Origin of the sequence: Clostridium lundense DSM 17049, from assembly GCF_000619945.1 — a bacterium.
In the GTDB taxonomy this organism is placed as follows: domain Bacteria; phylum Bacillota; class Clostridia; order Clostridiales; family Clostridiaceae; genus Clostridium_AO; species Clostridium_AO lundense.
The window spans coordinates 1-22,676 of the sequence record NZ_JHVC01000036.1 but is presented as its reverse complement, the minus strand read 5'-3'; the positions used below and the strand labels follow the sequence as shown (position 1 = coordinate 22,676).

Sequence of the window (22,676 nt, the reverse complement as noted above, 5' to 3'; positions counted from 1 at the left end):
CTAGGGTGTTCTTGACATGCAATTCATTGTTAATTATATTGTAATTAAGGCATGGAGTTTTACCATGACCTCCATGCCTATAAAATAATTATCATAGAAAGCTATTTACAGAAAAACTTTCACACTCTCAATATAACTCCGAAAATACCTAATTTAGTTAAGCCTTTTCTATCGTGACCAGATACTTTACTTTTTAATTCTCCTACAAATTCATTATCTTCATAACCTAAAGCTTGTTCCATTGGAATATATTCTCCATTGGCATGACTTTTAATGTTTTCTAGAGCATTTAATAATTTATAGAACATGTCTTTATCTGAGGTCATAATGGAACGTATAAATTTACCATTCTTATCTTTAATGTCTACACCAATATCAGTTCCAACACCATTTTGAGAAAAGTAGTGTACATCAAATTGACCAAGGTTATCTCCACGTAGTATTTGGAAATATGGACCTTTAGCAGTTGAACCTTGAAATAAGACAAATGTATGGCCAATGAATATTTTAGAACCATTTATGAGATATTGTCCAAATGCTGGATTTGTTATATCATTGTCAAAGGTTTCAAAGGTTTCATTTGCTCCAAGATTTTTTTTGATTTCATCTTCGCATTTTATCAAAACTTTGTCTTTTATTTTTCCGGAAAATGAAAAAAATCTTATAAGAAAAATAAAACCCATAAATCCCAAAGTTGATGAAAACATAGTTGCTACAGGTGCAGCCCTAGAATCTAATAAAGGTAATCCTACATACATAATAGTAGATATTACTATAAGTAAAATGGTAACATACAGTGTTTTTTTAGCAATAATTTTTCTTATTTCACTGCATTCTTCTGTTAATTTTTCTAGATATTTTGATTTGTTCATTCATTCAGCCTCCGTTTATTAAGTTACTATCAATTATAGGGGTAAAATGAATAATGTGTCAATTAATACTTTTATTTTACAAAATATGCAGAAATGAGTTATGGTAAAATATACACATAGAAATCTTATTATATAAATTATAATATAGAAAGTTATACATAACATGGTTGAGACTTTGGACAATGATAAAGTAGTTTTAAAGATTCGAAATACATCTTCGACCATTAAAGAAGAATATGTGAATGGAAATATATAAAATAGTTTGCCAACTAAAGTACACTGAAACTAAGAAATTCTAGGAGGTTTATCATGAATACTAACAAATTTTTAGAGACGGTAATACAATCAGATATTTCACAACATAAGGAATTTTTGATGGAAGTTATACGTCCAGCAATTGATATTTTGAAAAATGAAGATAGTGAACCACATTTGGGATGTAGTCGCTTTGGAGGTGCACCTGATTTACCAGTAGGAAGTGAGTGGCCTACATATAATATGAAACCCTACCGTTTTCTTGGTCAAATCAACTTTTCAGAAATTACAAGTGCAGAAACGGATCTGCCAAAAAGCGGACTTCTTAGTCTTTTTGTTATGGATGATTTTGAGGAGGAGTATGATTTGGAAACCTGGGAAGAAGGATATATTCACGCAATATTTACTCCAGATACTACAAACCTAGAGACTATTGTGTCACCTAATTCTATTGTTGGTAAGTCAACTGTTATTGAGTTTTCTCCAACCATTGATATTCCATATGATGAATATCAAGTGAAGAACTGGCCTTTCACTGAAGAGGAAAATGATATTTACAGCGAAATACGAGAATCTTTACATAAAAGTTCTGACTATCTTCTAGGGTATCCATCACATTGTACACTAGCTTATGATCCAACACCTGGAACAGAATGGATTTCACTATTGACAATTAGTTCAGACGACGACCTTGAATGGTATTGGCACGATGGTGATAAATTGATGATATTTATAAAGTGGGAACACCTTAAGAATTTGGACTTTAGTTCCCTTAAAGCTGATGCAGGTTAAAAAAATCCAGTTCCTATATTAGAGATTACTTAAAAACATAATGAAGCAATGCTTTCATAAAATATACATTGGGTCGCTGCATTTCGCCTCCACCAATAAAACTCACGCCGGTATTGGATAATTCAGTGCCGGCGTTTTAGTTTTTTGTAAATACATTAGAGAGTATTATATTTTAGTAGATTATATATTTTCAAGTAAGTGATATACATAATTTATGATGAATATTATATATGGTGGCTTTTATCATTTAAGTTTGGAGGATAAGAGTATGAAAAAAATTCGCAACATTTTATCTAAAATGATATTTCGTGGTGGTAATGCAGCTAATGTGAAAACAAGATCAATTACATCAAGGCAATTTCAATATGAAGTTGAAGTTATTGCTGAAAATTTATATGTACCCTGGGCTATGGACATAAGCAATGAAGGGAAAATATATTTTACGGAGCGATCTGGGGCAATTAGAATTATTGAAGATGGTAAACTTCTAACACAGCCACTAATCACATTTGGAGCACCCTTTGTAAGTAGGGGAGAGGGTGGTCTAATGGGTATTGCTTTAGACCCTAATTATTCGCAAAACCATTATATGTATGTTATGCATTCATATGCAGAAGGTAATCGAATATATAACCGTGTGGTAAGATTGGTTGAAAACAATAACAGGGCATCCATTGATAGAGTTCTTCTTGATAGGATTCCTGGTGGACAAATTCATAATGGAGGAAGGTTAAAGATAGGCCCAGACAAGAAGTTATATATAACAACAGGAGATGCAGGAAATTCTGCATTAGCACAAGATTTAAGAAGTACAGCAGGAAAAATACTGCGAATAGAACTAGATGGAAGTGTTCCAAAAGATAATCCAATTGCTAATTCACCTGTGTATAGCTTAGGTCATCGAAATCCACAAGGTTTAGCATGGAATTCAAAAAATATTTTGTATGCATCAGAGCACGGACAGTTAGCACATGATGAGATAAATATAATACAACCAGGAGCCAATTATGGATGGCCTCTTGTTCAAGGAGATGAAGAGTCTCAAGAAGTTAAGACACAAAAGCCTTTGATACACAGCGGAGAAGAGACATGGGCACCTTCTGGAATTGCCTTTATAGATCAAGGGCCATGGCAAGGTAAATTACTGGTTGCTAATTTACGTGGACAGCAATTACTTGCTATTTCGCTAAACAAAGAAGGAACGGCAGTGAAGAATATAGAATCATGGTTTAGAAATCAGTATGGACGTTTGCGTGATGTTATTCAAGGGAAAGATGGATCAATTTATCTTACAACAAGTAATAGAGATGGCAGAGGGAATCCTAATATAACTGACGATAAGATTATCAGGCTCATTCCCAAGTAAAGAGATACTTAGTGACTATAAATTGATATACTGGATTTATGTGTTTGTGGTACAATTGAAATCAAAGAATATTTTATACAATAGGAGAATGTTATGATTAAATTTATCGTAGGAGAAGAAAGACAAGCTATAAAAGAATTTGCTAAAGAAATTGTTAATGCAATTTCTGAGGAAAATTATAAAGTTGTTGGTGAAAAGGTTGATGACCTTGGAAGTTGGAATATAGAATTTTTATCAGAATTTATAGAGCACTATAAAGAAGACAACGGCTTAGAGGAAATTGACGATTATGAAGGTTGTGGTTCTTGGCAAGAACACTTTTATCCTTATAACGATAAAAGTGGAATAGGTTATGAGTATGCTTTTACTAGTGATGCAGAGGAAAATGATTTAACCTTGAGCATGGATTTTTTATTTGAAGGTGAATATTTAAAAGTTATTTTTGAAAGTGGAATTACTGTGCTTTAAATTATAAAAAGCAAATTAAAAGGCCTCCCATATATAAAAATATGTTGGAGGCCTTTTGATTTATAATTTTATAATTTTGCAAACTATGAGCTTATCTAGTGTAATAGGGTTATGTCCTCTAATATATACTTTATATATTTTAGTATTTTACAACCAGCTTCAAATTCCTTATTCAATGTTTTTTTATAGTATTCAGTTTGATTATTATAAGCAGTTGTTAACATATCGATTTCCTTATTTACATTAGGAGATACTTCATTATATTTGGATTTTAATGAGTGAGCCACATCATATAAATCTTCATTAGGGTTTAAATACATTTTTTCACCAAAGGTATTTTCACTACCATAACTATACCTATTAGCCATGAAGTTATATACTGTTTTATCATAGTCAAATACTAAATAGTTTAAATCAATTTCTAAAATATAGTTATTAACTATATCCTCTAAAGATTCCGTTTTGTTTTTAAGTGCATTTATTGCATTGGATAATAAACTTAAATTATTTTGAGATACAGAATGAGGAAAAACTATTTCTAGTGAATAGTTAAAGGCTAAGAAATTATCTTGTATTATTTTATACAATTTATAAAGTTTTTGGTTTAATTCATAGTTAAAATCAGAATAGGTATAGTTATTAGAGTTAATGTTTTTAATTTTATAAGTTAATTGTTTGCTATAAAAACAAAGTCTATTAATTAAGTGTATTAAATTATTATCTACATGAGTTAAATCAAAACTATTTTTCAAATCCACAAAACGAGTATGAAAATCCATTGGCCTTATTGAAAGATTATCTAAATATATAAGGATACTTCCATATAAACATTGGATTAATTTATGAGTTTCTATATCAAAACCTGCTCCTTTACTATCTGCTGAGCTATGATAATATGCTTTATAATATAAGCTATTTTCAAAATCATCCCCAGCGGTTATTGCAGGAATACCTGATTTTTGATAAATAAAGTCTTCATAAGGTAATGGTACAGGATATTTAATATTAAAATTATAATTAGGAATTTCTGATAACATATTTGAAGTATTATTTTTTACAAAGTTAAATAATTCTGGAGAGGTATATATTATATAATTTCTTTCATTTGTAATGGGGAAGTTACCATCTATATTTATTAAAGCAAAAGCTTTTTCTGGCCATTCGGGGTGGATATGCATTATTTGTTCATATGCCCCCGCAGCCCAATCAAAAGGAGTATAGCCCTTTCCCCATTCTTCAGCACCATGAGCTATAATTCTTATTGTTTTCTTATTGTCATAAAAACTATTAATTAAGGCTTTAGCAATACCTAAAATTTCAGATACACCTGAAGCGTCATCAAAGTAGGAGTGATAATAACCATCATAGTGAGCCATTAAATAAATTACTTCATCAGTTTTTCCTTTAATTTCACCCCAAACATTATATGAAGTTTGGTAAGGGAGAACCTTAGATTCAGCGTTAAGAGTTACACTAATTTCATTATCTACACTGGCTTTAATTAAGGATTTTAGTTTATTTGCATCACCTATACTTATTGAAAGGGTTTTACAATAAGAAGGTACTAAGATATCATTTGAAATTAAAATATCATCAAAAGGGATATTATGAGTAGCAGCAACTATTACTCCAGCAGCACCCTTAAGATATGCTTGATATGAAGGAAAGTTAACCCAATAATCATAATAGGTATTTAGTGTAGATATTAAAACTAGCTTACCATTAATATCTCCAAGTGACTCCAATTCTTTTAGAGTACCTTTTCCACCATCAACAATTTTAAATTCTTTATTATTGACTACAAAGTTAGTAGCATATCCACCAAGAACTATTTTATTTGCTTTTCCTAAGTTATCTATATATTTTAAGTTTGCACCATTAAATGTCCATCCATTAACTATAAAATCATCTAAGTGTACATTAGTTAATCCAATTCCTTCGAATTTATTGTAAAGATATTTTGCTGCCATTGTACATGCTTTAGAACCAGCAGAACGATTCCCAGTAGCAGGATCATCCCCAAAACTTGATAGTTTATCTATAACTTCTTCAGTATAGGAGGAGTCTATAGACTGATAGAACTCTTTAAACATTATATATTCACCTAACAATATTATTTTACTTTAGAATATTCTATGAATTTACATAAGCTTTAATGACATGAAGAAGAATATTAATAAGTTAGGAATAGGCGTTAATTGTACATGTACTATATAGACGTGAGTATAGATTTTACAACTATTTTACAACTAATCAATAATTTTTATAAATATTAATAGTATACTTTAAGTTGTAAAAAGTATTATGTTAATCAACAGTAAACAATGGCGTGAGAGGTTTAAATATTATATATTTATTGTTAATTAAATATGATAACATATTAAACGAATAATATGTTATGGAGTTAATGAAGAGTTTTTTAGTAATAAAGCTCTTCGTTTTCTTTTGTCCGATCCAATACTCCTATATTCTTTAAAGTGGGAGTATTGATGGGTTACGTCCCTGGATAACGATTTCTAAGGAGAGTGAATTGATTATAATGGAAAAAGTTTTAATTGTAGAAGATGATTCAACTATTTCAGATTTAATAAAACTTAATTTAAATATGGTTAATTATGAAACTAAGCAGGCTTATAATGGGATACAAGCTTTAGAAATAATTGAAAAAGAAGAATTTGATTTAATACTTTTAGATATTATGCTTCCTAAATTAGATGGATTTAGTGTAATAGAGAAAATAAAATATAAGGATATACCCATAATTTTTTTAACTGCTAAGTCGTCCATTGCAGACAAGGTTAAGGGGCTTAAAATGGGGGCTGATGATTATGTTGTTAAACCTTTTGAATCCATAGAACTTTTAGCTAGAGTTGAGGCGGTTTTAAGACGTTATGGAAAAAAGAATGATATTTTAAGATTTGAAGATTTAGAAATATGTTTAAAAGAAATGATTGTAAAAAAACAAGGGAATATTATAGATTTAACTTTAAAAGAATTTGAGCTTTTAAGTCTTTTAATACAGAATAAAGGTATAGCTCTATCTAGAGAGAAAATCTTAGAAAAAGTATGGGGATATGATTATTTAGGTGAGACTAGAACTGTTGATATGCATATTCAAAGGCTTAGAAAAAAACTTGATTTAGATGAAAAAATTAAAACTGTATATAAGTTTGGTTACAGATTGGAGGATTAAATGAAGTTTTGGCAAAAGATATTCATATATTCATTGTTGCTATTTTTAATATCCCTTAATTTTGGTTCTATTTTTTTAATAGAAAATAGCCATAATTTAAATTTAAAAAGAGAGATAGATAGGTCAATTAATGAACAAAGTAATATTTTATCAGGAATTAGTTATTACAATATGATTTCAAATTATTATTTAGATACAGATTTAGAGGAAAATAGTAAATCTAAGAGTAAAGAAATTATTAAAAACTATTTAAAAAAAATTAATTCTAAAGATATTTATTTGGAGGTTTTAGATAAAAATAATGATGTAGTTTTTACCAACTTAAAATTTAAGGTTCCAAGAGAAAGAGAAGAGCTAAAAAATGTCTCTTATGATGAAAGAAAATACATTATAAGGGATGTAGAAAATAAAACATTATTATTTATAACTGGTTTAGTACATATACAAGGGGAAGATTTAAAGCTTTCATATATTCATGATGTAACATATATTTATGAAGATAGAAAACAACAATATAATTTTTTTATTCAATTATCAATAGTGGTAACTATAATTTTAGCTATTGGTATGTATATATTAAGCAAGTATATTACCAGTCCTATAGATAATCTAATAAAAACCACAAGAATAGTATCAAAAGGTAATTATTCAGAGAGAGCAGATATTAATTCCAAGGATGAAATAGGAATTTTAGCAGAAAACTTTAATAAAATGGCAAATGCTGTTGAGGGGAAAATAAATGAGTTAGAACTTAAGACTGAAGAAAAACAAAGATTCATAGATAATTTCACACATGAATTAAAAACACCTTTAACTGCTATAATTGGGTATGCAGATTTTCTTCGTTCAACTTCATATAATGAAAAAATATTTATGGAAGGATTAAACCATATATTTAAAGAAGGAAAAAGACTAGAAGAACTATCGTGGAAGATGATGGATTTAATATTGCTTAAAAGAGAAAATTTTAAAATGAAAAAAGAAAACATAAAAAATATATTGGAAGAATTAAAGGATATCTTGAAACCTAAGTTACAGGATAAAAATATTGATTTAATAATTTGCAGTGAAGAGTATGAAATTGTTGTAGAAAAAGATTTGATTAGTAATTTAATTAGTAATTTAATTGACAATTCTATTAAAGCATCAAAAGAGGATAGCAATATATATTTAAATGTATATAAGAATAAAGAAAATAAAGTTGTACTCCAAATAAAGGATGAAGGCATTGGTATTTCTAAAGAAGATATTCCAAAAGTTTTTGAAGCCTTTTATATGGTTGATAAATCAAGAACTAGAGCTAACAATGGTGCTGGACTTGGACTTGCTATATGTGCTGAAATAGCAAAAATTCATCAGGCTGAATTAGAAATAGAAAGTGAATTAAACAAGGGAACAACTATAAAAATAATATTTAATTAGATTTTACAACTATTTTACAACTAGTAGATAGTTTATATAATTTTCTGTCCTATACTTTAATCATAGCAAGGGAGAAGAACAAAATAAATCCCAAGATGTAAATTAAAGGAGGAAAAGTATTATGAAATCAAAAGGAATAATGGCATTAGCATTAATTGGTGCATTAAGTATTGGAGGTGTTAAAACTTATGCACAGGTGTCAAAAAATATTACACCAAAGAATCAGGTAATGACTAAGAAGGTTGTTGCACAACAAGATAACAAGAAGGAAAGTAAAGAAGATAAACTTAAACAAACGGCGCTTGAGGCTTTTCAAAAGAATTTAGGCGAAACAGTAGATGTTAAAAAATTATATGAAATAAGAAGTAGTTTTTATAATGCAGATGGGAAAAATTTTTATGTAGCACAATGGTGTAATGGAAAGGATAAACCTATAAATGATAATGATACCATTTTATATACTGCTGTGATAGATACTGAAGCTAATAAGATAGTAAAGCTAGAGTATCATTCAGGAGAGCCAAAGAATGAAAATTATAAGAATTTTTCTTATGATAAAGCTAAAAATTTAGCAGCTGACTTTGTTAAAAACAATAACATATTAAATGGTAAAAGTTATAAATTTTCAGAAGCAGAAAGTAAAAAATTGAACTGTCAAGAAGGAGCTTGGGACTATTTCTTTTATTTTAAATATGATGGAGGAAAAACATGCTTAGTTAATGTAAGCAAAGATCTTCAGAAAGTAAATCAATTTATATTACTTGATGAAAGTGGTGCTAGAGGCTAAAAACTAAAAAAGTGAGGAACTCATAAAAAGTGAGTTCCTTACTTTTTTAGTTTTATACACTGATCAATTAGTTCTTTGTATATTGATAGCTGTTCAGGATACTTTTCAAATAGAAGTTCAGGATGCCACTGTACCCCAAAGATTAGCCCATCAATGGATTCTATTCCTTCTATAAGTCCATCTGAGGATTTTGCAGTGATTTTCATTCCTTCTCCAACAGATAAAACTGCTTGATGATGCCAAGAATTCACCCTAATTTTTTCAGTTTTAAATAATTCATATAATTTGCTATTATCATCTAAAGAAACGGTATGAAATAATTCTCCTAGCTGTTCCTCTGGTTGACTATGTTCAATGGTATTTGAATGTTGAGTAAAAATATCTTGATAAATTTTACCTCCAGTGGACAGAGCAATGATTTGACAACCTTTACATATACCAAGTATAGGCTTGTTTTGTTTTTTGGCTTCTTTAAATAGCATAAATTCAAAACGGTCACGCTCTTCACTAATATAGCCAATACCACGAATAGGTTCTTCATTTAATAACATAGGTGAAACATCTTCTCCACCAGATAAAAGTAAGCCATCACACATAGAAATATATGATTTTATTTCACTTAAATCATTTGTGATTGGGGCTAGTATTGGAGTACCACCAGCGGCATGTATTGCACTAACATAACTTTCATGTATTAGAAATTGTTTTTTAGAATCTTTTAGATTGCGAACAGCACAAATTAGTATAACTGGCTTCATAAATAGTCCTCCTTTAGAGTAAAAGTTTTTGCCGTAACCTTGGCCAACAGTTGCGAGTTTGCAACTTTAGTATATCATTAGACATTCTGAGGGCGATAATATATAATTTATATACATATCCATATAAAATATATATTGCAATTATTTTGATGTTTTTGAATTTTTTTATATTGAATTATATATAAACATTAGATGAAAGGAGCAGTTATATGGAGTTCAAACAAATTCAGCAGATTATAGAAATTGCTAAGACCGCATCTATAAGTAAAGCGGCACAAAATCTTTATATTTCTCAACCAAATTTAAGCCTTTCTATTAAAAATTTAGAAACAGAGTTAGGAGCAGAATTGTTTATTAGAACCACAAAAGGAATTGAGCTTACTGAATTTGGAGAACAGTTTTTAACTTATTCAAAGCCTGTTTATCAGCAGTTTTTGCAGTTAGGAGAAATTTGTGAATATGTGATTCATGAGGATAGAAAGATTTTTTCGGTGTCCACAGTTACATTGAAATTCGTGTACAATGTTTTTGTAAATTTATATCAAAAGCATGGTGAAGAAAATATATATTTTTCCCATAATGAAGGAACTACAACGCAGGTTATTGAGGATGTGTACAAGCAAAATTCACACATAGGTATAATTATATTTACATCCTTGCAGCGTAAATCAGTTATGCGCATATTAAAGCTTAAGGAACTTGAATATACTCGTCTTTCTATTGAACCACCCTATGTTATTGTAAGTACATCAAATCCATATTTTTATAAAGATATTGATAGTGTTGATCTTCAGGAGCTTTCCTCCTACCCATTTATTGCATCTTATGGTGATATTTTTTATAGCTCATCTAATGAAATGTCTACTATGGGTAGTATTGGAAAGTTAGCTCGTAGCAGCAAGATTTATGTTTCAAACAGAGCCTGTTTATACGATTTTCTTTATAGAACTAATGCATTTAGTATATGTTCAAATAATGCTGTGGCTTATAAAGAAGAAAGGGCTTATGAAAAAATTCGACCTATTCCTATTAAATCACCAGGTTTTAATTTTGAAATTGGTTGGATTAAGCGAAAAAACTATGTTATATCTCCTATAGCTGGAGAATTTATAAATGATGTTGTACAAACTATAAAGGATTAGGAAAATAAATGAGAAAAATGAAAATATATATTCTTCTTGGATGATGCATATGTTTGCAAATTTTGCAATTAACTTAGTAGGATTTATTTGGAATCCTATGATATAAATATATTTACAGGAGGATAACAAAATGAATTTTAATAAAATTGATATTGAAAGTTGGAGTAGAAAACCATATTTTCAGCAGTATTTTGAAAATACACCATGTACATATAGTTTAACAGCAAACCTTGACATAACAACTCTATTGATGAATATAAAAAATGAAAATATTAAGCTGTATCCTACTATGATTTACGTGATTACTACCATTGTAAACAGACACCAGGAATTCCGTACAGCGCTTGATGAAAACGGAAATGTGGGTATTTGGGATGAGATGAATCCAAGTTATACTGTATTTCAAAAGGATAGTGAAACCTTTTCAAACATTTGGACGGAATATAATTTGGATTTTTCCAAGTTTTATGAGAGTTATTTAAAAGATATTGAAATGTATGGAAATATTAAAGAGTTTTCTCCAAAGCCAAATATACAGAAAAACACTTTTCCAATTTCAAGCATACCTTGGACTACATTTACAGGATTTAATCTTAATCTGTATGCAGGAGCAAAGTATTTACTTCCTATATTTACCATGGGGAAATATTTTACACAACAGGGTAAAATATTATTACCAATTTCTGTACAAGTACATCACGCTGTATGTGACGGATTTCATGTGGCAAGGTTTATTAATGAATGTCAACAAATGATAAATGGGTATAATATTAATATGAATGTTAGATAAGGTGGTTATCATGAATGAAAAGGTTTAACATAACAGGAACCTGTATACCAGAAAAGCACTACATGGTTGATATATCAGAAAAGTTAAATAGTATATTTCAATTGGTAAAAAATGAAGAATATTTTATTATAAACACCCAAAGTCAATATGGTAAAACTACCACGTTATATTTATTGGATAGATATTTAAAAAGTTGTCAGGATTACATTCCTATAAAAATAAGTTTTGAAGGTATTGGGGATGTTATTTTTGAAAGAGAGGATTATTTTGCTAGAGGGTTTTTAGAGTTAATAGGAAAAAACTTATATTTAAATTATAAAGATTTATCAGAGTTTATAATTAAAGAAAAGGATAAAATAGAAAACTTAAATGATTTATCAAATTTAATAACTAAGTTTATTTTAAAAGCTAATAAAAATGTAGTATTGATTATAGATGAGGTAGGTAAAAGGAACAATAATAAATTATTTTTGAGTTTTTTAGATATGCTTAGAAATAAATATTTACTAAGAAATCAGGGAGAAGATTACACTTTTCATAGTGTTATATTAACAGGAATGCATGATATTAAAAGTCTAAAAATGAAGATAACAACGGATGAAGAATATAAATACAATGTCCCCTGGAATATTTCTTCAGATTTTCATGTTGACATGAGCTTTTCAAAAGACGAAATAAGAACTATTTTAGATGATTATGTGGTGCATAGAAAAGTAGAGCTAGACAAAGATCATTTTGTAGAAAAACTTTATTTTTATACATCAGGACATCCCTTTTTAGTAAGTAAATTATGCAAAATTATAGATGAAGAAATAATGCCAAATGAGGACTTAAAGTGGAAAAAAGAATATATTACTTTAGCAGTAAAGAAACTTTTAGAAGATAGCAATACTAATTTTCATAGTTTAATAAAAAATATAGAAAATAATAAAGAGCTAAAAGAATTAGTTAAAAAGATAATATTAGATGGATATGAGATTAGTTATAATGAAGATAATTTCATTATACATGAGGGAATAATATATGGTATATTTAAAAATTTCAAAGGAAAGATTAAAATTCACAATAAGATATATGAGCAAGTAATATATAATTATATGAGTTCATTAATAGAAACTAGCAGTGATATAGGTTTTTATAATAAAAAAGAAAGTCTTATTAACTCTAATAATGATTTGGATATTGAGAAAATACTAATGAAGTTTGGAGAATTTATGAAGTATGAGTACTCAAAAAAAAGAGAAACATTTTTAGAAGAAGATGGGCGATTATTTTTCTTAGCTTTTTTAAGCCCTATAATAAATGAAAGTAGTTTTGATTTTAAAGAAGTACAAGGTGGAGAAGAAAAGAGATTTGATATATTGATTACTTATAATAAAAAAATGTATATTTTAGAGATGAAAATATGGATAGGGGAAGAACAACATAAAAAAGGTTTAATACAATTAGGGAAATACTTAGAGCAATATGGTTTAGATGAAGGATGTTTATTAGTTTTCGATTTTAGAAAATCCACAAATTTAATAGGAGAAATACGTGAATTTTACGTGGATATAGAAGGAAGTAGGAAGAAGATAGTAGAATATTACTGCTAAAATAGTTGAGAAGTAAGGATTGAGAATAGGAAATTTAAAATGGAAAGGTATCCGTTTTTAGTTTCCTATTCTTTATTTTTTACTGCAGGTCATATATAGTGGAGAAATTTTTATAGAAAGTATTTTATTAAATTAGAAAAAAGTGATAAAATAAACAGCTGAGTGGTATTATAACTTTAAATGGGTGGGGAGAGAAAAGTATGAAGAATATAAATTTTAAATATTATTTATTGATATGTGTATTTTTATTTTCTTCTTTATTTGCAGCGTGTACTAAAACTTCAGCACCTTCAGTTCCTGAAAAAAGTGAAGGAAAAGTAAAACTTAGATGTGTTATACCTTCAGATGATGGAATAAAACTAGAAGGGGTTAAAAGTTTTGAAGAGGATATAAAAAAACAGTTTCCAAATCAGGATATAACCTTCAGCTACATAAAGGGTGATATGAAGAGTTATGAAACAAAAATTAAGGTGCTTTTATCCTCAAAGGATAAGCCAGATGTTTTTTTCTCAAGGGGAAATAGTTTTTTTCAAGAACTTTCTTCTGTAAATGCAGTACAACCTATAGATAAATATTTAAATAAATTGAAGTTTTGGGATATGGTTTTACCTTCTGCAAAGATTGATGGATATAAGGGAAATATATATGCAGTACCTTTTGAAGAAGTACATTATGGAATAATAGAAATAAATAGTGAGTTGTTTGAGAAAAACAAAATTAAAACCCCTAATAATCTTAAAGAACTTAAAGATGCAGTTTTAACACTTAAATCTAAAGGAATTATACCTATTGTTGTTGGGGGGAAGGATGGTAGAGCTGTTTTTAATATGATTGAAAGCTTCGCATGTACTGTTGACCCACAAATTACGAAAAAGATTTTAAATAACAAAGAAGAATTTTCCGATGATAGCTTTAAGGAAGCTGCCATTATGGTAAAAGAACTTATGGATATAGGAGCCTTTGGACAAAAGCCACAATCCCTTACAGATGCAGATGCAGCAAAGCTTTTTTATTCAGGTAAAGCGGCTATGTATTGTACAAATTCTTCTAATTTTGATATATCCAATAAAAACCTTAAGGGAAAATGTAAATTACTTTATTATCCTTATATTGGAGAATCAAACTTGAATAATTCAAATAGCTTAGTTAGCAACTTGCAAAAAAATTCAGGCTTGTTTATTTCATCAACATCACAATATCCAAAAGAAGCAGTTAATTTAGCTGTGGAAGTATCTAAGTGTTATAATAAGTATTTATATGAAAAGAAAAACAATGTTTGGACTGTCTATATTCCTAGCGAGCAGAACTGGAAGATATCTAATAAAGCTAATGCAGATTTACAGCAATTTGTGCAGAGTTTATTCCATAATAAAAATATTAATAGTAGTTTATTAAATGGTAGTATAAATGTTAAGACATCAAAGGCAATAATGGAAGCATCCACAGCTTTTATGACTGGACTTCTATCCGCAGATAGTTATACTAAGGAATTAGATAAAGCAATGGATGTAAAAAAATAAATTATAAAAATATAAGTTATTCTTGGAGATGATTTTATTGAACAACTTAGAAATAAAAGTGATAAATCCTAAGAAAAAATATAAATTAATATTTATAATATCAATAGTTTTATTTATTGCCATAAATGCAGCAGGTTTTTATTTTGGAAATATCTATTATGAAAAAGTATGTAAAATATATATTGATAGAGCTAATACAGGGATTGAATATTATAAAAATAGTTTTGATTTTAAAAGATTTAAAACTCTAGAATCCTATGATATAGATATAGAATCTAGTTTTGGTTACAAGCTTGCGGGTACATATATTTTTAATGCTAAACCTACAAATAATACAGTTATCATAGTTCACGGTATCACTGCAAGTCGTTGGGAAGCAATGAAGTATGCTGATATGTATCTTGATATGGGATTTAACGTAGTTGTATATGATTCAAGATACCATGGAAAAAGTGGAGGAAATGATATAACTCTAGGCTTTTTTGAGAAAAGTGATCTTGATAATGTGGTGAAATGGGTAAAGTGGGTAAATCCTAATGCTGTAATTGGTGTTCATGGAGAATCCCTTGGAGCGGTTACATCATTATTGCAGGCGAATTTAGATCAAGATAAAAGAAATGTGAACTTTTATGTGGTAGATTGTCCATACTCAGATATATCAGAGTTGCTAAGTATGAAATTATCTAAAAGTGAAAAGCCTCAACATCAGCTTGCTTCTAAATTTATTCTATTTTATGCTAATATGGTAGCACTTAATAAATCTGGTTTTTCACTATATGCAGTATCCCCTATAAAAGCAATAAAACATATTAAAACACCTATCATGTTTATTCATGGCAGTAATGACACTTTTATACCAGCATCCATGTCTTTAGAATTATATTTAGAAAAGACAGGAACTAAAACTATATACATTTCACCAGATGCAGAACATGCTATGTCATACTTTGTAAATAAAAATGAATATACTACTAAAGTAAAACAATTTCTTATTCAAAACAAGATCATTCATTAAAATAAAATTTGAAAGGAGGATAAATCTTTATGAAAAGTTATAAAAAAACTAAGTTATAGATGAAAAAATATAGATGAAACCTTACGTTAAAACTAAAGCGGCCTTCTGGCCGCTTTGCTTTTAATGTAATTAAATTATTTAGTAAGATCTATTTCAATCTTATCATTTTCATAGAATTTTATATCACTCATGTCATCTGTGCCAATATAGTATTTTTTGCTATTGTTTAGTTTAAATGTTTTAGTGAAAGTTCCTTGTGTCGTATATGTGGAGTTATCATCCCAAATCTCTTCAAGTTCTTTTTTATTTTCATCATATAAATATAATCTATAGCTTTGAGATACTGGGAATGAGCCTTTACATACATAATTAATGACTACTTTATCTTTAGAAAAGCTAACATCATTTACAATAATTTTATTGCTTTCTGTTTGTTTCAATTCTATAGGTAAATTATCATTTTTTAACTCTAATAACTGAAGTTTTTTTGCTTTATCTTTGCTGTCTCCAATAATATCCATACTTTCACTTGGGATTATTGTTAGCTTTTTTATTCCTTTATTATATATGACATCGTAGTTATGAGTACCCTGAATATTACCTTTATCATCGGAGAAGTTGTTTCCTTGTTCACCTATTTGATTACCTTTATCATCTAAAATGATAAAGTGTTTAAATGTAGTAGAATTTTCACTTGTTCCTGTATAAGTTAATGTAGTAGATACTGGACTTATGGATAGTTTTTCTATATTAATTTTAGAGTCACTTAATTGTATATCCTTGTTTATTTGTATATTTTTAATTTTAGAATATATTTTTTCTTTTTCTACTTTAAAATTAAAATACCATTTTCCTTTAACACCTAATAGTTCATCAAAAGATATTGACATATCCATAGATTTAGGGATTTTTTTATTTTCTATGTTAAGTGTTTTTAAAAGTTCAACATTATTATTATCCAAACGCTTCATTTTGCCGCCTGAACATGCTCTTAAAATTTCACCATTTATTTTAACTGATAGCCCTGAAAATATTTTGGATTCTGTATCATTTTTTATAGTTTTATTTGGGGAATAAATCTTATAACCTATGTTTAAAAGGTTATCATCCATAGTAATGCTTTCTAAAGTTATAGAAATATCCTTATCCGTTACTGTTTTATTTATTACAGTAGTGAAATCTTCTAAACCTTTAGGATTTTTACTATAATTTAGCCTTTCAATAATTCCACTTGCAAAATTAGTTTCAGCAAATATAGGTTTAAATCCTAATATTCCTATGCAAGTTATAACAGCAACTGAAGCTGCTATGTTCCTAAATTTTTTATGTTTATCTTTATTTTTAATTTTTTTATGAACATTGTCCTTTAACTTTTTCATCTCTATATCATCTAACTTTATCTCTTCAAGTTGGTCTGAATCCATGTCAATGTCATTAAACAAGTCATATATTGGTTTCATATCATATACCCTCCCTTTGAATTTCTATAAATTCTTGTTTGAGTTTTTTTCTTTCTCTAAAGATTCTATTATCCACAGCAGTTTGAGTTAGCTTTAACTTTTCTCCTATTTTATCGGATTTCATCCCTAGAAAGAATTTCATAATAAATATTTTTTTATTAGTTTCATTCAAACCATTGATCATTTTAATAATCTTTTTTTCACTTTCTAAAGATAGAATTTCTTCTTCTACATCTTTAGAAGATTCCAACATTAAATTGTCAAGATTATCTTGATTTAATAGGGTTAAATTTCTTCTATAGTAGTCTATAGCTTTATATTTAGCTATACAAGCAATCCAGTTTTTAAAATCATCTTTCTCTCCTTTAAAATTTTTATTATTTTGCCATACTGATACAAATACATCGGATAAACATTCATCAACAAGTCCATTATTTCCAAAGGAACTTAATACTTTAGCTACTATACCTTTAACTAAAGGTGCGTACTCATCCATTACGTAGTCTAGTGCCGATTCATTGGATTTTCTTAGTTCCCTTAGAAAATTTTTATCGTCAATGTTCATTTAATCCCTCCTTTCATAATTGTCCTTTCACTTTATATAACGCATATTAAAATTTTTTCTCTCTAAATCTAAAAAAATTTACAAGTTAAAAATTTAATTCTATAGTAACATAGTGGCATAGGAAGAAGAAAATAATAAATAAGAAATAATAAAGAATAAATAAGGAGAGAATTTTTCATTATGTCAAAAATTTTCTTCATATATTCTCAATTCTCAATTTTCAATTCTAAATTTAACCTGCAGTTAAGTTTTCCATAGCATATTCAACTATGAATCCATTGGTATGTATTACAAAGTACGATATACTAAGTGCATAGGATCCTATAATAACTATATGGAGTGATAAGAATATGGAAAAATTATTAGTAGGTGAAGTTATTTATAAATTAAGAAAAGAAAGAGGGATTACTCAGGATCAATTAGCAAATTTCATTGGAGTATCAACAGCTGCAGTATCAAAATGGGAAAGTGGTATTTCATATCCAGACATAACGCTACTTCCAATACTTGCAACATTTTTTAATGTTACTATAGATAAGTTGTTAAATTTTAAAATTGAGCTTTCAGATGAAGAAGTTATGAATATATTTAGTGAGTGTGAAAAGCTATTTAGCAGTGGTAATTTGGACGAAGCAATAGATAAGAGTAAAAGTTATATAGCAAAGTATCCATGTAGCTATTACCTAAAACTTAGAATAGGATTTTTATTTACTATGTATTCATGGAAAGGTTCAGATGAAGAAATGGGTAAAAAAATGATGGGGTATTCCATTCAACTGTTTGAAGAGGTATCCGAAAATTCTAGTAAAGTAGAATTGATTGAACAAGCATTATTTCAACTTGGGGCATTATATCCAACAATAGGAGAAGAAGATAAGGCCATAGAGGCTTTAAATAAAATTCATAAAAGTGAACTTGACCCAAATGTTTTACTTGCAGGAATATATATAGAAAAGAAGGAATTAAAAAAAGCAAGAGAGCTACTTCAAACTAAGTTGTATAAAAGTATTAGTGATATAAGCTTTGCATGTTTAGGATTGGCTAATTCATATATGAAGGATGAGAAAGATTTAAGTATGATAGAAAAATATTATAATTTATCACTCCAAGTTAAAAAAGTTTTTTCACCTGAAGGAGCTTCTATATTAACATTATCAGTAGAGTACTTAAATTTTGCACAAGTTTATTTAAAATTCAACGAAGCTGAGAAAGCTATAGATATGTTAAACAAGATGGTGGAGGATATGAGAAAACATGATATCAATAAGCCTGGAAGTTTTAGATCTATTTGGTGCTTTAATGAAATACCAGAGGGAAAACGAACTATAACTATGAATTTATATGAAAACATTTTTAAGATTTTTGAAGCACCTGAATTTGATTTAATTAGGGAAAGGGAAGAATTTATTAACATAATAAATGAATTGAAAAAAATAGAGAAAAAATATTTAAATGAAAAATAAAGAAAAAGCTTAGGATGGAATATATATTCATCTTAAGCTTTTTCTTTTCATTTTTAATTTTAAAATCCATGTTTTGTTTATTAAAAGTTGTGAGAAAGTATAGTGTGAAAAAATAGCACTATTATTTTCAAGTTTTTTATAAAAATATTAATATTTTTATTATAATAAACGATATTTATAAGGACAATAAGTAGAAATATACAGAAAGGATGATAAAATTGTCGAATAAAAGGAAGGAAAATAAATTTTTAAGTATTAAAGTTAAGTTAGCTGTTATATTAGTTAGTTTATGCTTAAGTTCTATAATCATAATGTCTGTAATATCATATAATCAAGCTAACAACATATTATCAACTAATTTAAAAGATAGTAGTGCACAAAATCTAAAAGAAATAAATAGAGGAATAAGTAACTATTTTCAGATGATGGAAAGTTATTTGAATGTATTGTCTAAGAATACAGATTTAAAAAATATTAATGAACATCCTGAAGGCGACAAATATGTGTTGGAAGCATTGAAAAATTTTACAGATAGCAATAAGGATATAATGTCATTGTATTTTGCAAAAATTAATAAAAAAATGATTACCTATCCTTCATGTACATATCCAAGTGATTATGATCCAACTTCAAGAGATTGGTATAAAAATGCTATAAAGTCACAAGGAAAAGTAGCTTATACAGACCCATATAGAGATATTAGTGATGGAACATTAATTGTATCTTTATCAAGAACTATAGAAAAAAACGGACAACTAGTAGGGATTCTTTCTTTAGATATTAATTTAGAGGCTTTAGTTAATACACTTTCTAATGTAAAAGTAGGTAAAAGTGGATATGTATTCATAACAGATAGTAAAGGTATAATGATTGCACATCCAGATAAAACTTTACTTGGAGGGGACACAGTAACTAAATTAAGTATTTGGTCAAAAATAAAAGCAGATCAGGAAGGCTTTGAGAAGTATGAATATAATAACCAAATAAAATATGCAAGTTATATAACAAATGAAAAAAATAACTGGAAGCTTGTTGCTTCTCTTGATGAGGCGGAGTTATTAAAAGATACCAGTGTTATAAAAAAAGCAGCATTTATTATGGTTTTAATATTAGGAGTAATAGTTGTAATTATTTCTCTAATTATAAGTAATGTAATAGCTAAATTAGTAGGAAGATTAGAAGATGAATTTGGTAAGGCTGCTAGTGGGGATTTACGTGGCAGAGTTAAGTTTAATACTAAAGATGAATTTGAAAGTTTAGGAAACAACTTTAATGTTATGATGGAAAATATAGGGGCGTTGATAAATAATGTTAAAGGTTCGTCTAATGAAATTATTACTAGTTCAGATTCCATAAGTAAAATGACAAAGGAAACCAGTGCAGCCATAAACGATGTTGCTTTTACTATTGATCAAGTAGCTCAAGGTTCATCATCCCAGGCACAGGACATCTCTAGTAGTGCTGGCATAGTTAATAATTTAGCTAGCGAAATTGATAACATTGAAAAACTAACAATTGATATGATAGAAAAATCTAATCAATCCAATGAGTTTGGAAATGAAGGGTTAAAAATTGTACATGATCTTACCGAAAGAACAGATAAAAACAATTTAGCGGTATCACAAGTTGAAGAAGTAGTAGATAATATGAATGAAGCTACTGGAGAAATAGGACTTATAACAGATACAATAAAGCAAATAGCGGAACAAACTAATTTACTTGCATTAAATGCAGCTATAGAGGCAGCAAGAGCAGGGGAAGCAGGTAAAGGATTTTCTGTGGTAGCAGAGGAAATTAGAAAGCTTGCAGAGCAATCCACAGATGCTACAAAGAGAATACAAAGTTTAATTAATAATATAAAAGAAAAGTCAGATTTAGCTGTTAAATCTATTAAAGATACTAAAGATATTGTGAAGCTTCAAAATGAAGCAGTAATTGAAACTAAGGATATATTTAATAAAATATTAGATTCTATAAAGGAAACCATAGAAAAAATAAATTTGGTGCAAAGTTCTATAATTGAGACAAACAAAAACAAAAATGAGATAGTTAATAAAATGCAAAATATATCAGCAGTATCTGAAGAAGCTTCAGCAAGTACCGAGGAAGTATCTGCAGCTACGGAACAGGTAACTGCAACTATGAGTGAATTTAATAATTCAGCTTTAAATCTTAAGGATATATGTAGTAAATTAGAAGCTGAAATTAATAAGTTTCAATTATAAAAATGAATTAAATAGGGACAGGCAATTACTTAAAATATCTATATTACAAAACTGTAATATTAGAACTTAAAACTGTAAGGCTAATGATATGGTATGAAACTTTAATATTTTTTATAATAGAGTCATAGGGTTAAGAAATTAATTAAGGGGGATTTAATTATGAAAATATTAAAGAAAATTATAGATAAAATAATGATGGGTGATGAAATATTAGAAGAAAAGGGAAATTACGAATTAGAAGATAAATCAAAGGAAGCAATAGAACTTAGAATGATGCTTCAAAATTCAATAGTAATGTAGAGAAGAAATAAATTTATACTGAATAACTATGAAAGAAGCTGCCATAAAATATGACAGCTTCTTTGGGGTAGTAATGCAAATTTTTTTGAAATTAATCAGCGCTTGTATAGCCACTTATATAGTGAATATGACCATTTGCAAGTTCCACTCTAGTCCTAAAGCAATGATAATGGCATCCATTTGGTAGATTGATTGCAGGACCTGTTTCAGTGACATATTTGTGTTCATGACCATTATTGAAAGTTGTAATACCATTCATTTTGTGACAATGAGGTACTCCACTTGGTGCTTTACAAGTAACCCCACCGTAATGGTGAGCATGACCTTGGTTGTATGTTGTGACGCCTGAGTAACTATGGGAATGTTGTGGCATTAAAATTCCTCCAAATTAATTTATACATAAATAATATATGGTTGTTTCAATTATAATGTTACACTTAAAAAGTGAGAGTGTGAAAGTTTTTCTGTAAATAGCTTTCTATGATAATTATTTTATAGGCATGGAGGTCATGGTAAAACTCCATGCCTTAATTACAATATAATTAACAATGAATTGCATGTCAAGAACACCCTAGAGAAGGGCGTGTTTTTTAGCCGTAGGCTTAATTAAAAAAGTCTTCCTTCAAACATTATTGATAACTCACCATATACTTTTCCCCAATTACGAAGAGGCATAGTCCACTTCTTC

The 22,676-nt window shown here is 28.4% G+C and carries 20 protein-coding genes; 14 read left to right on the top strand and 6 right to left on the bottom strand.

Annotation, left to right across the window (positions count from 1 at the left end):
* Positions 1-119: 119 nt before the first annotated feature.
* Entirely contained in the window at positions 120-872 is a 753-nt protein-coding gene (locus T514_RS0121400; RefSeq protein ID WP_027626582.1) for a hypothetical protein, read from the bottom strand.
* 309 nt (positions 873-1,181) lie between these two features.
* Here T514_RS0121400 and T514_RS0121395 point away from each other — a divergent pair, with 309 nt between their 5' ends.
* The 3 genes from T514_RS0121395 to T514_RS0121385 all read left to right on the top strand — a co-directional run bounded on the left by T514_RS0121395 (position 1,182) and on the right by T514_RS0121385 (position 3,753).
* Positions 1,182-1,919: a YwqG family protein gene (locus T514_RS0121395; RefSeq protein ID WP_027626581.1), complete on the top strand. Its 738-nt coding sequence runs from the start codon at positions 1,182-1,184 to the stop codon at positions 1,917-1,919.
* 268 nt (positions 1,920-2,187) lie between these two features.
* Complete coding sequence (locus tag T514_RS0121390; RefSeq protein ID WP_027626580.1) at positions 2,188-3,285, top strand: PQQ-dependent sugar dehydrogenase; 1,098 nt, start codon at positions 2,188-2,190, stop codon at positions 3,283-3,285.
* A gap of 93 nt (positions 3,286-3,378) precedes the next feature.
* Positions 3,379-3,753 carry a DUF7668 domain-containing protein gene (locus T514_RS0121385; RefSeq protein ID WP_027626579.1) on the top strand — a complete coding sequence of 125 codons (375 nt, stop codon included), beginning with the start codon at positions 3,379-3,381 and terminating at the stop codon, positions 3,751-3,753.
* 95 nt (positions 3,754-3,848) lie between these two features.
* On the opposite strand, the gene T514_RS0121380 is transcribed toward T514_RS0121385, so the two are convergent.
* Entirely contained in the window at positions 3,849-5,846 is a 1,998-nt protein-coding gene (locus T514_RS0121380) for a M28 family peptidase (protein WP_027626578.1), read from the bottom strand.
* 446 nt (positions 5,847-6,292) lie between these two features.
* On the opposite strand from T514_RS0121380, the gene T514_RS0121375 reads away from it, so the two are divergent.
* From T514_RS0121375 to T514_RS0121365, 3 genes are all read left to right on the top strand, one after another.
* Positions 6,293-6,946: a response regulator transcription factor gene (locus tag T514_RS0121375; protein WP_027626577.1), complete on the top strand. Its 654-nt coding sequence runs from the start codon at positions 6,293-6,295 to the stop codon at positions 6,944-6,946.
* Positions 6,947-8,368 (top strand): sensor histidine kinase, encoded by a 1,422-nt coding sequence (locus T514_RS0121370; protein ID WP_027626576.1) that lies wholly within the window; start codon positions 6,947-6,949, stop codon positions 8,366-8,368.
* 121 nt (positions 8,369-8,489) lie between these two features.
* Positions 8,490-9,155 carry a hypothetical protein gene (locus T514_RS0121365; protein WP_027626575.1) on the top strand — a complete coding sequence of 222 codons (666 nt, stop codon included), beginning with the start codon at positions 8,490-8,492 and terminating at the stop codon, positions 9,153-9,155.
* Between the two features lie 38 nt (positions 9,156-9,193).
* Here the strand turns inward: T514_RS0121365 and T514_RS0121360 are convergent, their stop codons facing one another.
* A complete protein-coding gene (locus tag T514_RS0121360; protein WP_027626574.1) occupies positions 9,194-9,913 on the bottom strand; it encodes a gamma-glutamyl-gamma-aminobutyrate hydrolase family protein in 720 nt (239 codons plus the stop codon).
* 209 nt (positions 9,914-10,122) lie between these two features.
* On the opposite strand from T514_RS0121360, the gene T514_RS0121355 reads away from it, so the two are divergent.
* From T514_RS0121355 to T514_RS0121335, 5 genes are all read left to right on the top strand, one after another.
* On the top strand, positions 10,123-11,055 hold the full coding sequence (locus T514_RS0121355) for a LysR family transcriptional regulator (RefSeq protein WP_027626573.1): 933 nt from the start codon (positions 10,123-10,125) through the stop codon (positions 11,053-11,055).
* A gap of 130 nt (positions 11,056-11,185) precedes the next feature.
* A complete protein-coding gene (gene catA / locus T514_RS0121350; protein ID WP_027626572.1) occupies positions 11,186-11,845 on the top strand; it encodes a type A chloramphenicol O-acetyltransferase in 660 nt (219 codons plus the stop codon).
* Between the two features lie 14 nt (positions 11,846-11,859).
* On the top strand, positions 11,860-13,440 hold the full coding sequence (locus T514_RS0121345; RefSeq protein ID WP_027626571.1) for a P-loop NTPase family protein: 1,581 nt from the start codon (positions 11,860-11,862) through the stop codon (positions 13,438-13,440).
* A gap of 200 nt (positions 13,441-13,640) precedes the next feature.
* On the top strand, positions 13,641-14,960 hold the full coding sequence (locus tag T514_RS0121340) for an ABC transporter substrate-binding protein (protein WP_027626570.1): 1,320 nt from the start codon (positions 13,641-13,643) through the stop codon (positions 14,958-14,960).
* Between the two features lie 37 nt (positions 14,961-14,997).
* Positions 14,998-15,975: an alpha/beta hydrolase gene (locus tag T514_RS0121335; protein ID WP_423219369.1), complete on the top strand. Its 978-nt coding sequence runs from the start codon at positions 14,998-15,000 to the stop codon at positions 15,973-15,975.
* A gap of 134 nt (positions 15,976-16,109) precedes the next feature.
* On the opposite strand, the gene T514_RS0121330 is transcribed toward T514_RS0121335, so the two are convergent.
* Entirely contained in the window at positions 16,110-17,435 is a 1,326-nt protein-coding gene (locus T514_RS0121330; protein ID WP_027626568.1) for a DUF4179 domain-containing protein, read from the bottom strand.
* A gap of 1 nt (position 17,436) precedes the next feature.
* The gene (locus T514_RS0121325) at positions 17,437-18,000 is read right to left on the bottom strand and encodes a sigma-70 family RNA polymerase sigma factor (RefSeq protein ID WP_027626567.1); all 564 of its coding nucleotides are present in this window, start codon (positions 17,998-18,000) and stop codon (positions 17,437-17,439) included.
* Positions 18,001-18,350: 350 nt separating this feature from the next.
* On the opposite strand from T514_RS0121325, the gene T514_RS0121320 reads away from it, so the two are divergent.
* From T514_RS0121320 to T514_RS26820, 3 genes are all read left to right on the top strand, one after another.
* Positions 18,351-19,463 (top strand): helix-turn-helix domain-containing protein, encoded by a 1,113-nt coding sequence (locus T514_RS0121320; RefSeq protein WP_027626566.1) that lies wholly within the window; start codon positions 18,351-18,353, stop codon positions 19,461-19,463.
* Positions 19,464-19,681: 218 nt separating this feature from the next.
* Positions 19,682-21,688, top strand: coding sequence for a methyl-accepting chemotaxis protein (locus tag T514_RS0121315; RefSeq protein WP_027626565.1), 2,007 nt, complete (start codon positions 19,682-19,684; stop codon positions 21,686-21,688).
* A 159-nt stretch (positions 21,689-21,847) separates the two neighbouring features.
* On the top strand, positions 21,848-21,988 hold the full coding sequence (locus T514_RS26820; protein ID WP_156940045.1) for a hypothetical protein: 141 nt from the start codon (positions 21,848-21,850) through the stop codon (positions 21,986-21,988).
* Between the two features lie 91 nt (positions 21,989-22,079).
* Here T514_RS26820 and T514_RS0121305 read toward each other — a convergent pair whose 3' ends face one another.
* Positions 22,080-22,361, bottom strand: a complete 282-nt coding sequence (locus tag T514_RS0121305; RefSeq protein ID WP_027626564.1) for a YmaF family protein — start codon at positions 22,359-22,361, stop codon at positions 22,080-22,082.
* Positions 22,362-22,676 lie beyond the last annotated feature (315 nt).

What these genes read in the sequence shown, in the direction of transcription:
- T514_RS0121400 (WP_027626582.1), bottom strand. Translation starts at nt 872, where the DNA reads ATGAACAAATCAAAATATCTAGAAAAATTAACAGAAGAATGCAGTGAA.
- T514_RS0121395 (WP_027626581.1), top strand. Translation starts at nt 1,182, where the DNA reads ATGAATACTAACAAATTTTTAGAGACGGTAATACAATCAGATATTTCA.
- T514_RS0121390 (WP_027626580.1), top strand. Translation starts at nt 2,188, where the DNA reads ATGAAAAAAATTCGCAACATTTTATCTAAAATGATATTTCGTGGTGGT.
- T514_RS0121385 (WP_027626579.1), top strand. Translation starts at nt 3,379, where the DNA reads ATGATTAAATTTATCGTAGGAGAAGAAAGACAAGCTATAAAAGAATTT.
- T514_RS0121380 (WP_027626578.1), bottom strand. Translation starts at nt 5,846, where the DNA reads ATGTTTAAAGAGTTCTATCAGTCTATAGACTCCTCCTATACTGAAGAA.
- T514_RS0121375 (WP_027626577.1), top strand. Translation starts at nt 6,293, where the DNA reads ATGGAAAAAGTTTTAATTGTAGAAGATGATTCAACTATTTCAGATTTA.
- T514_RS0121370 (WP_027626576.1), top strand. Translation starts at nt 6,947, where the DNA reads ATGAAGTTTTGGCAAAAGATATTCATATATTCATTGTTGCTATTTTTA.
- T514_RS0121365 (WP_027626575.1), top strand. Translation starts at nt 8,490, where the DNA reads ATGAAATCAAAAGGAATAATGGCATTAGCATTAATTGGTGCATTAAGT.
- T514_RS0121360 (WP_027626574.1), bottom strand. Translation starts at nt 9,913, where the DNA reads ATGAAGCCAGTTATACTAATTTGTGCTGTTCGCAATCTAAAAGATTCT.
- T514_RS0121355 (WP_027626573.1), top strand. Translation starts at nt 10,123, where the DNA reads ATGGAGTTCAAACAAATTCAGCAGATTATAGAAATTGCTAAGACCGCA.
- catA (WP_027626572.1), top strand. Translation starts at nt 11,186, where the DNA reads ATGAATTTTAATAAAATTGATATTGAAAGTTGGAGTAGAAAACCATAT.
- T514_RS0121345 (WP_027626571.1), top strand. Translation starts at nt 11,860, where the DNA reads ATGAAAAGGTTTAACATAACAGGAACCTGTATACCAGAAAAGCACTAC.
- T514_RS0121340 (WP_027626570.1), top strand. Translation starts at nt 13,641, where the DNA reads ATGAAGAATATAAATTTTAAATATTATTTATTGATATGTGTATTTTTA.
- T514_RS0121330 (WP_027626568.1), bottom strand. Translation starts at nt 17,435, where the DNA reads ATGAAACCAATATATGACTTGTTTAATGACATTGACATGGATTCAGAC.
- T514_RS0121325 (WP_027626567.1), bottom strand. Translation starts at nt 18,000, where the DNA reads ATGAACATTGACGATAAAAATTTTCTAAGGGAACTAAGAAAATCCAAT.
- T514_RS0121320 (WP_027626566.1), top strand. Translation starts at nt 18,351, where the DNA reads ATGGAAAAATTATTAGTAGGTGAAGTTATTTATAAATTAAGAAAAGAA.
- T514_RS26820 (WP_156940045.1), top strand. Translation starts at nt 21,848, where the DNA reads ATGAAAATATTAAAGAAAATTATAGATAAAATAATGATGGGTGATGAA.
- T514_RS0121305 (WP_027626564.1), bottom strand. Translation starts at nt 22,361, where the DNA reads ATGCCACAACATTCCCATAGTTACTCAGGCGTCACAACATACAACCAA.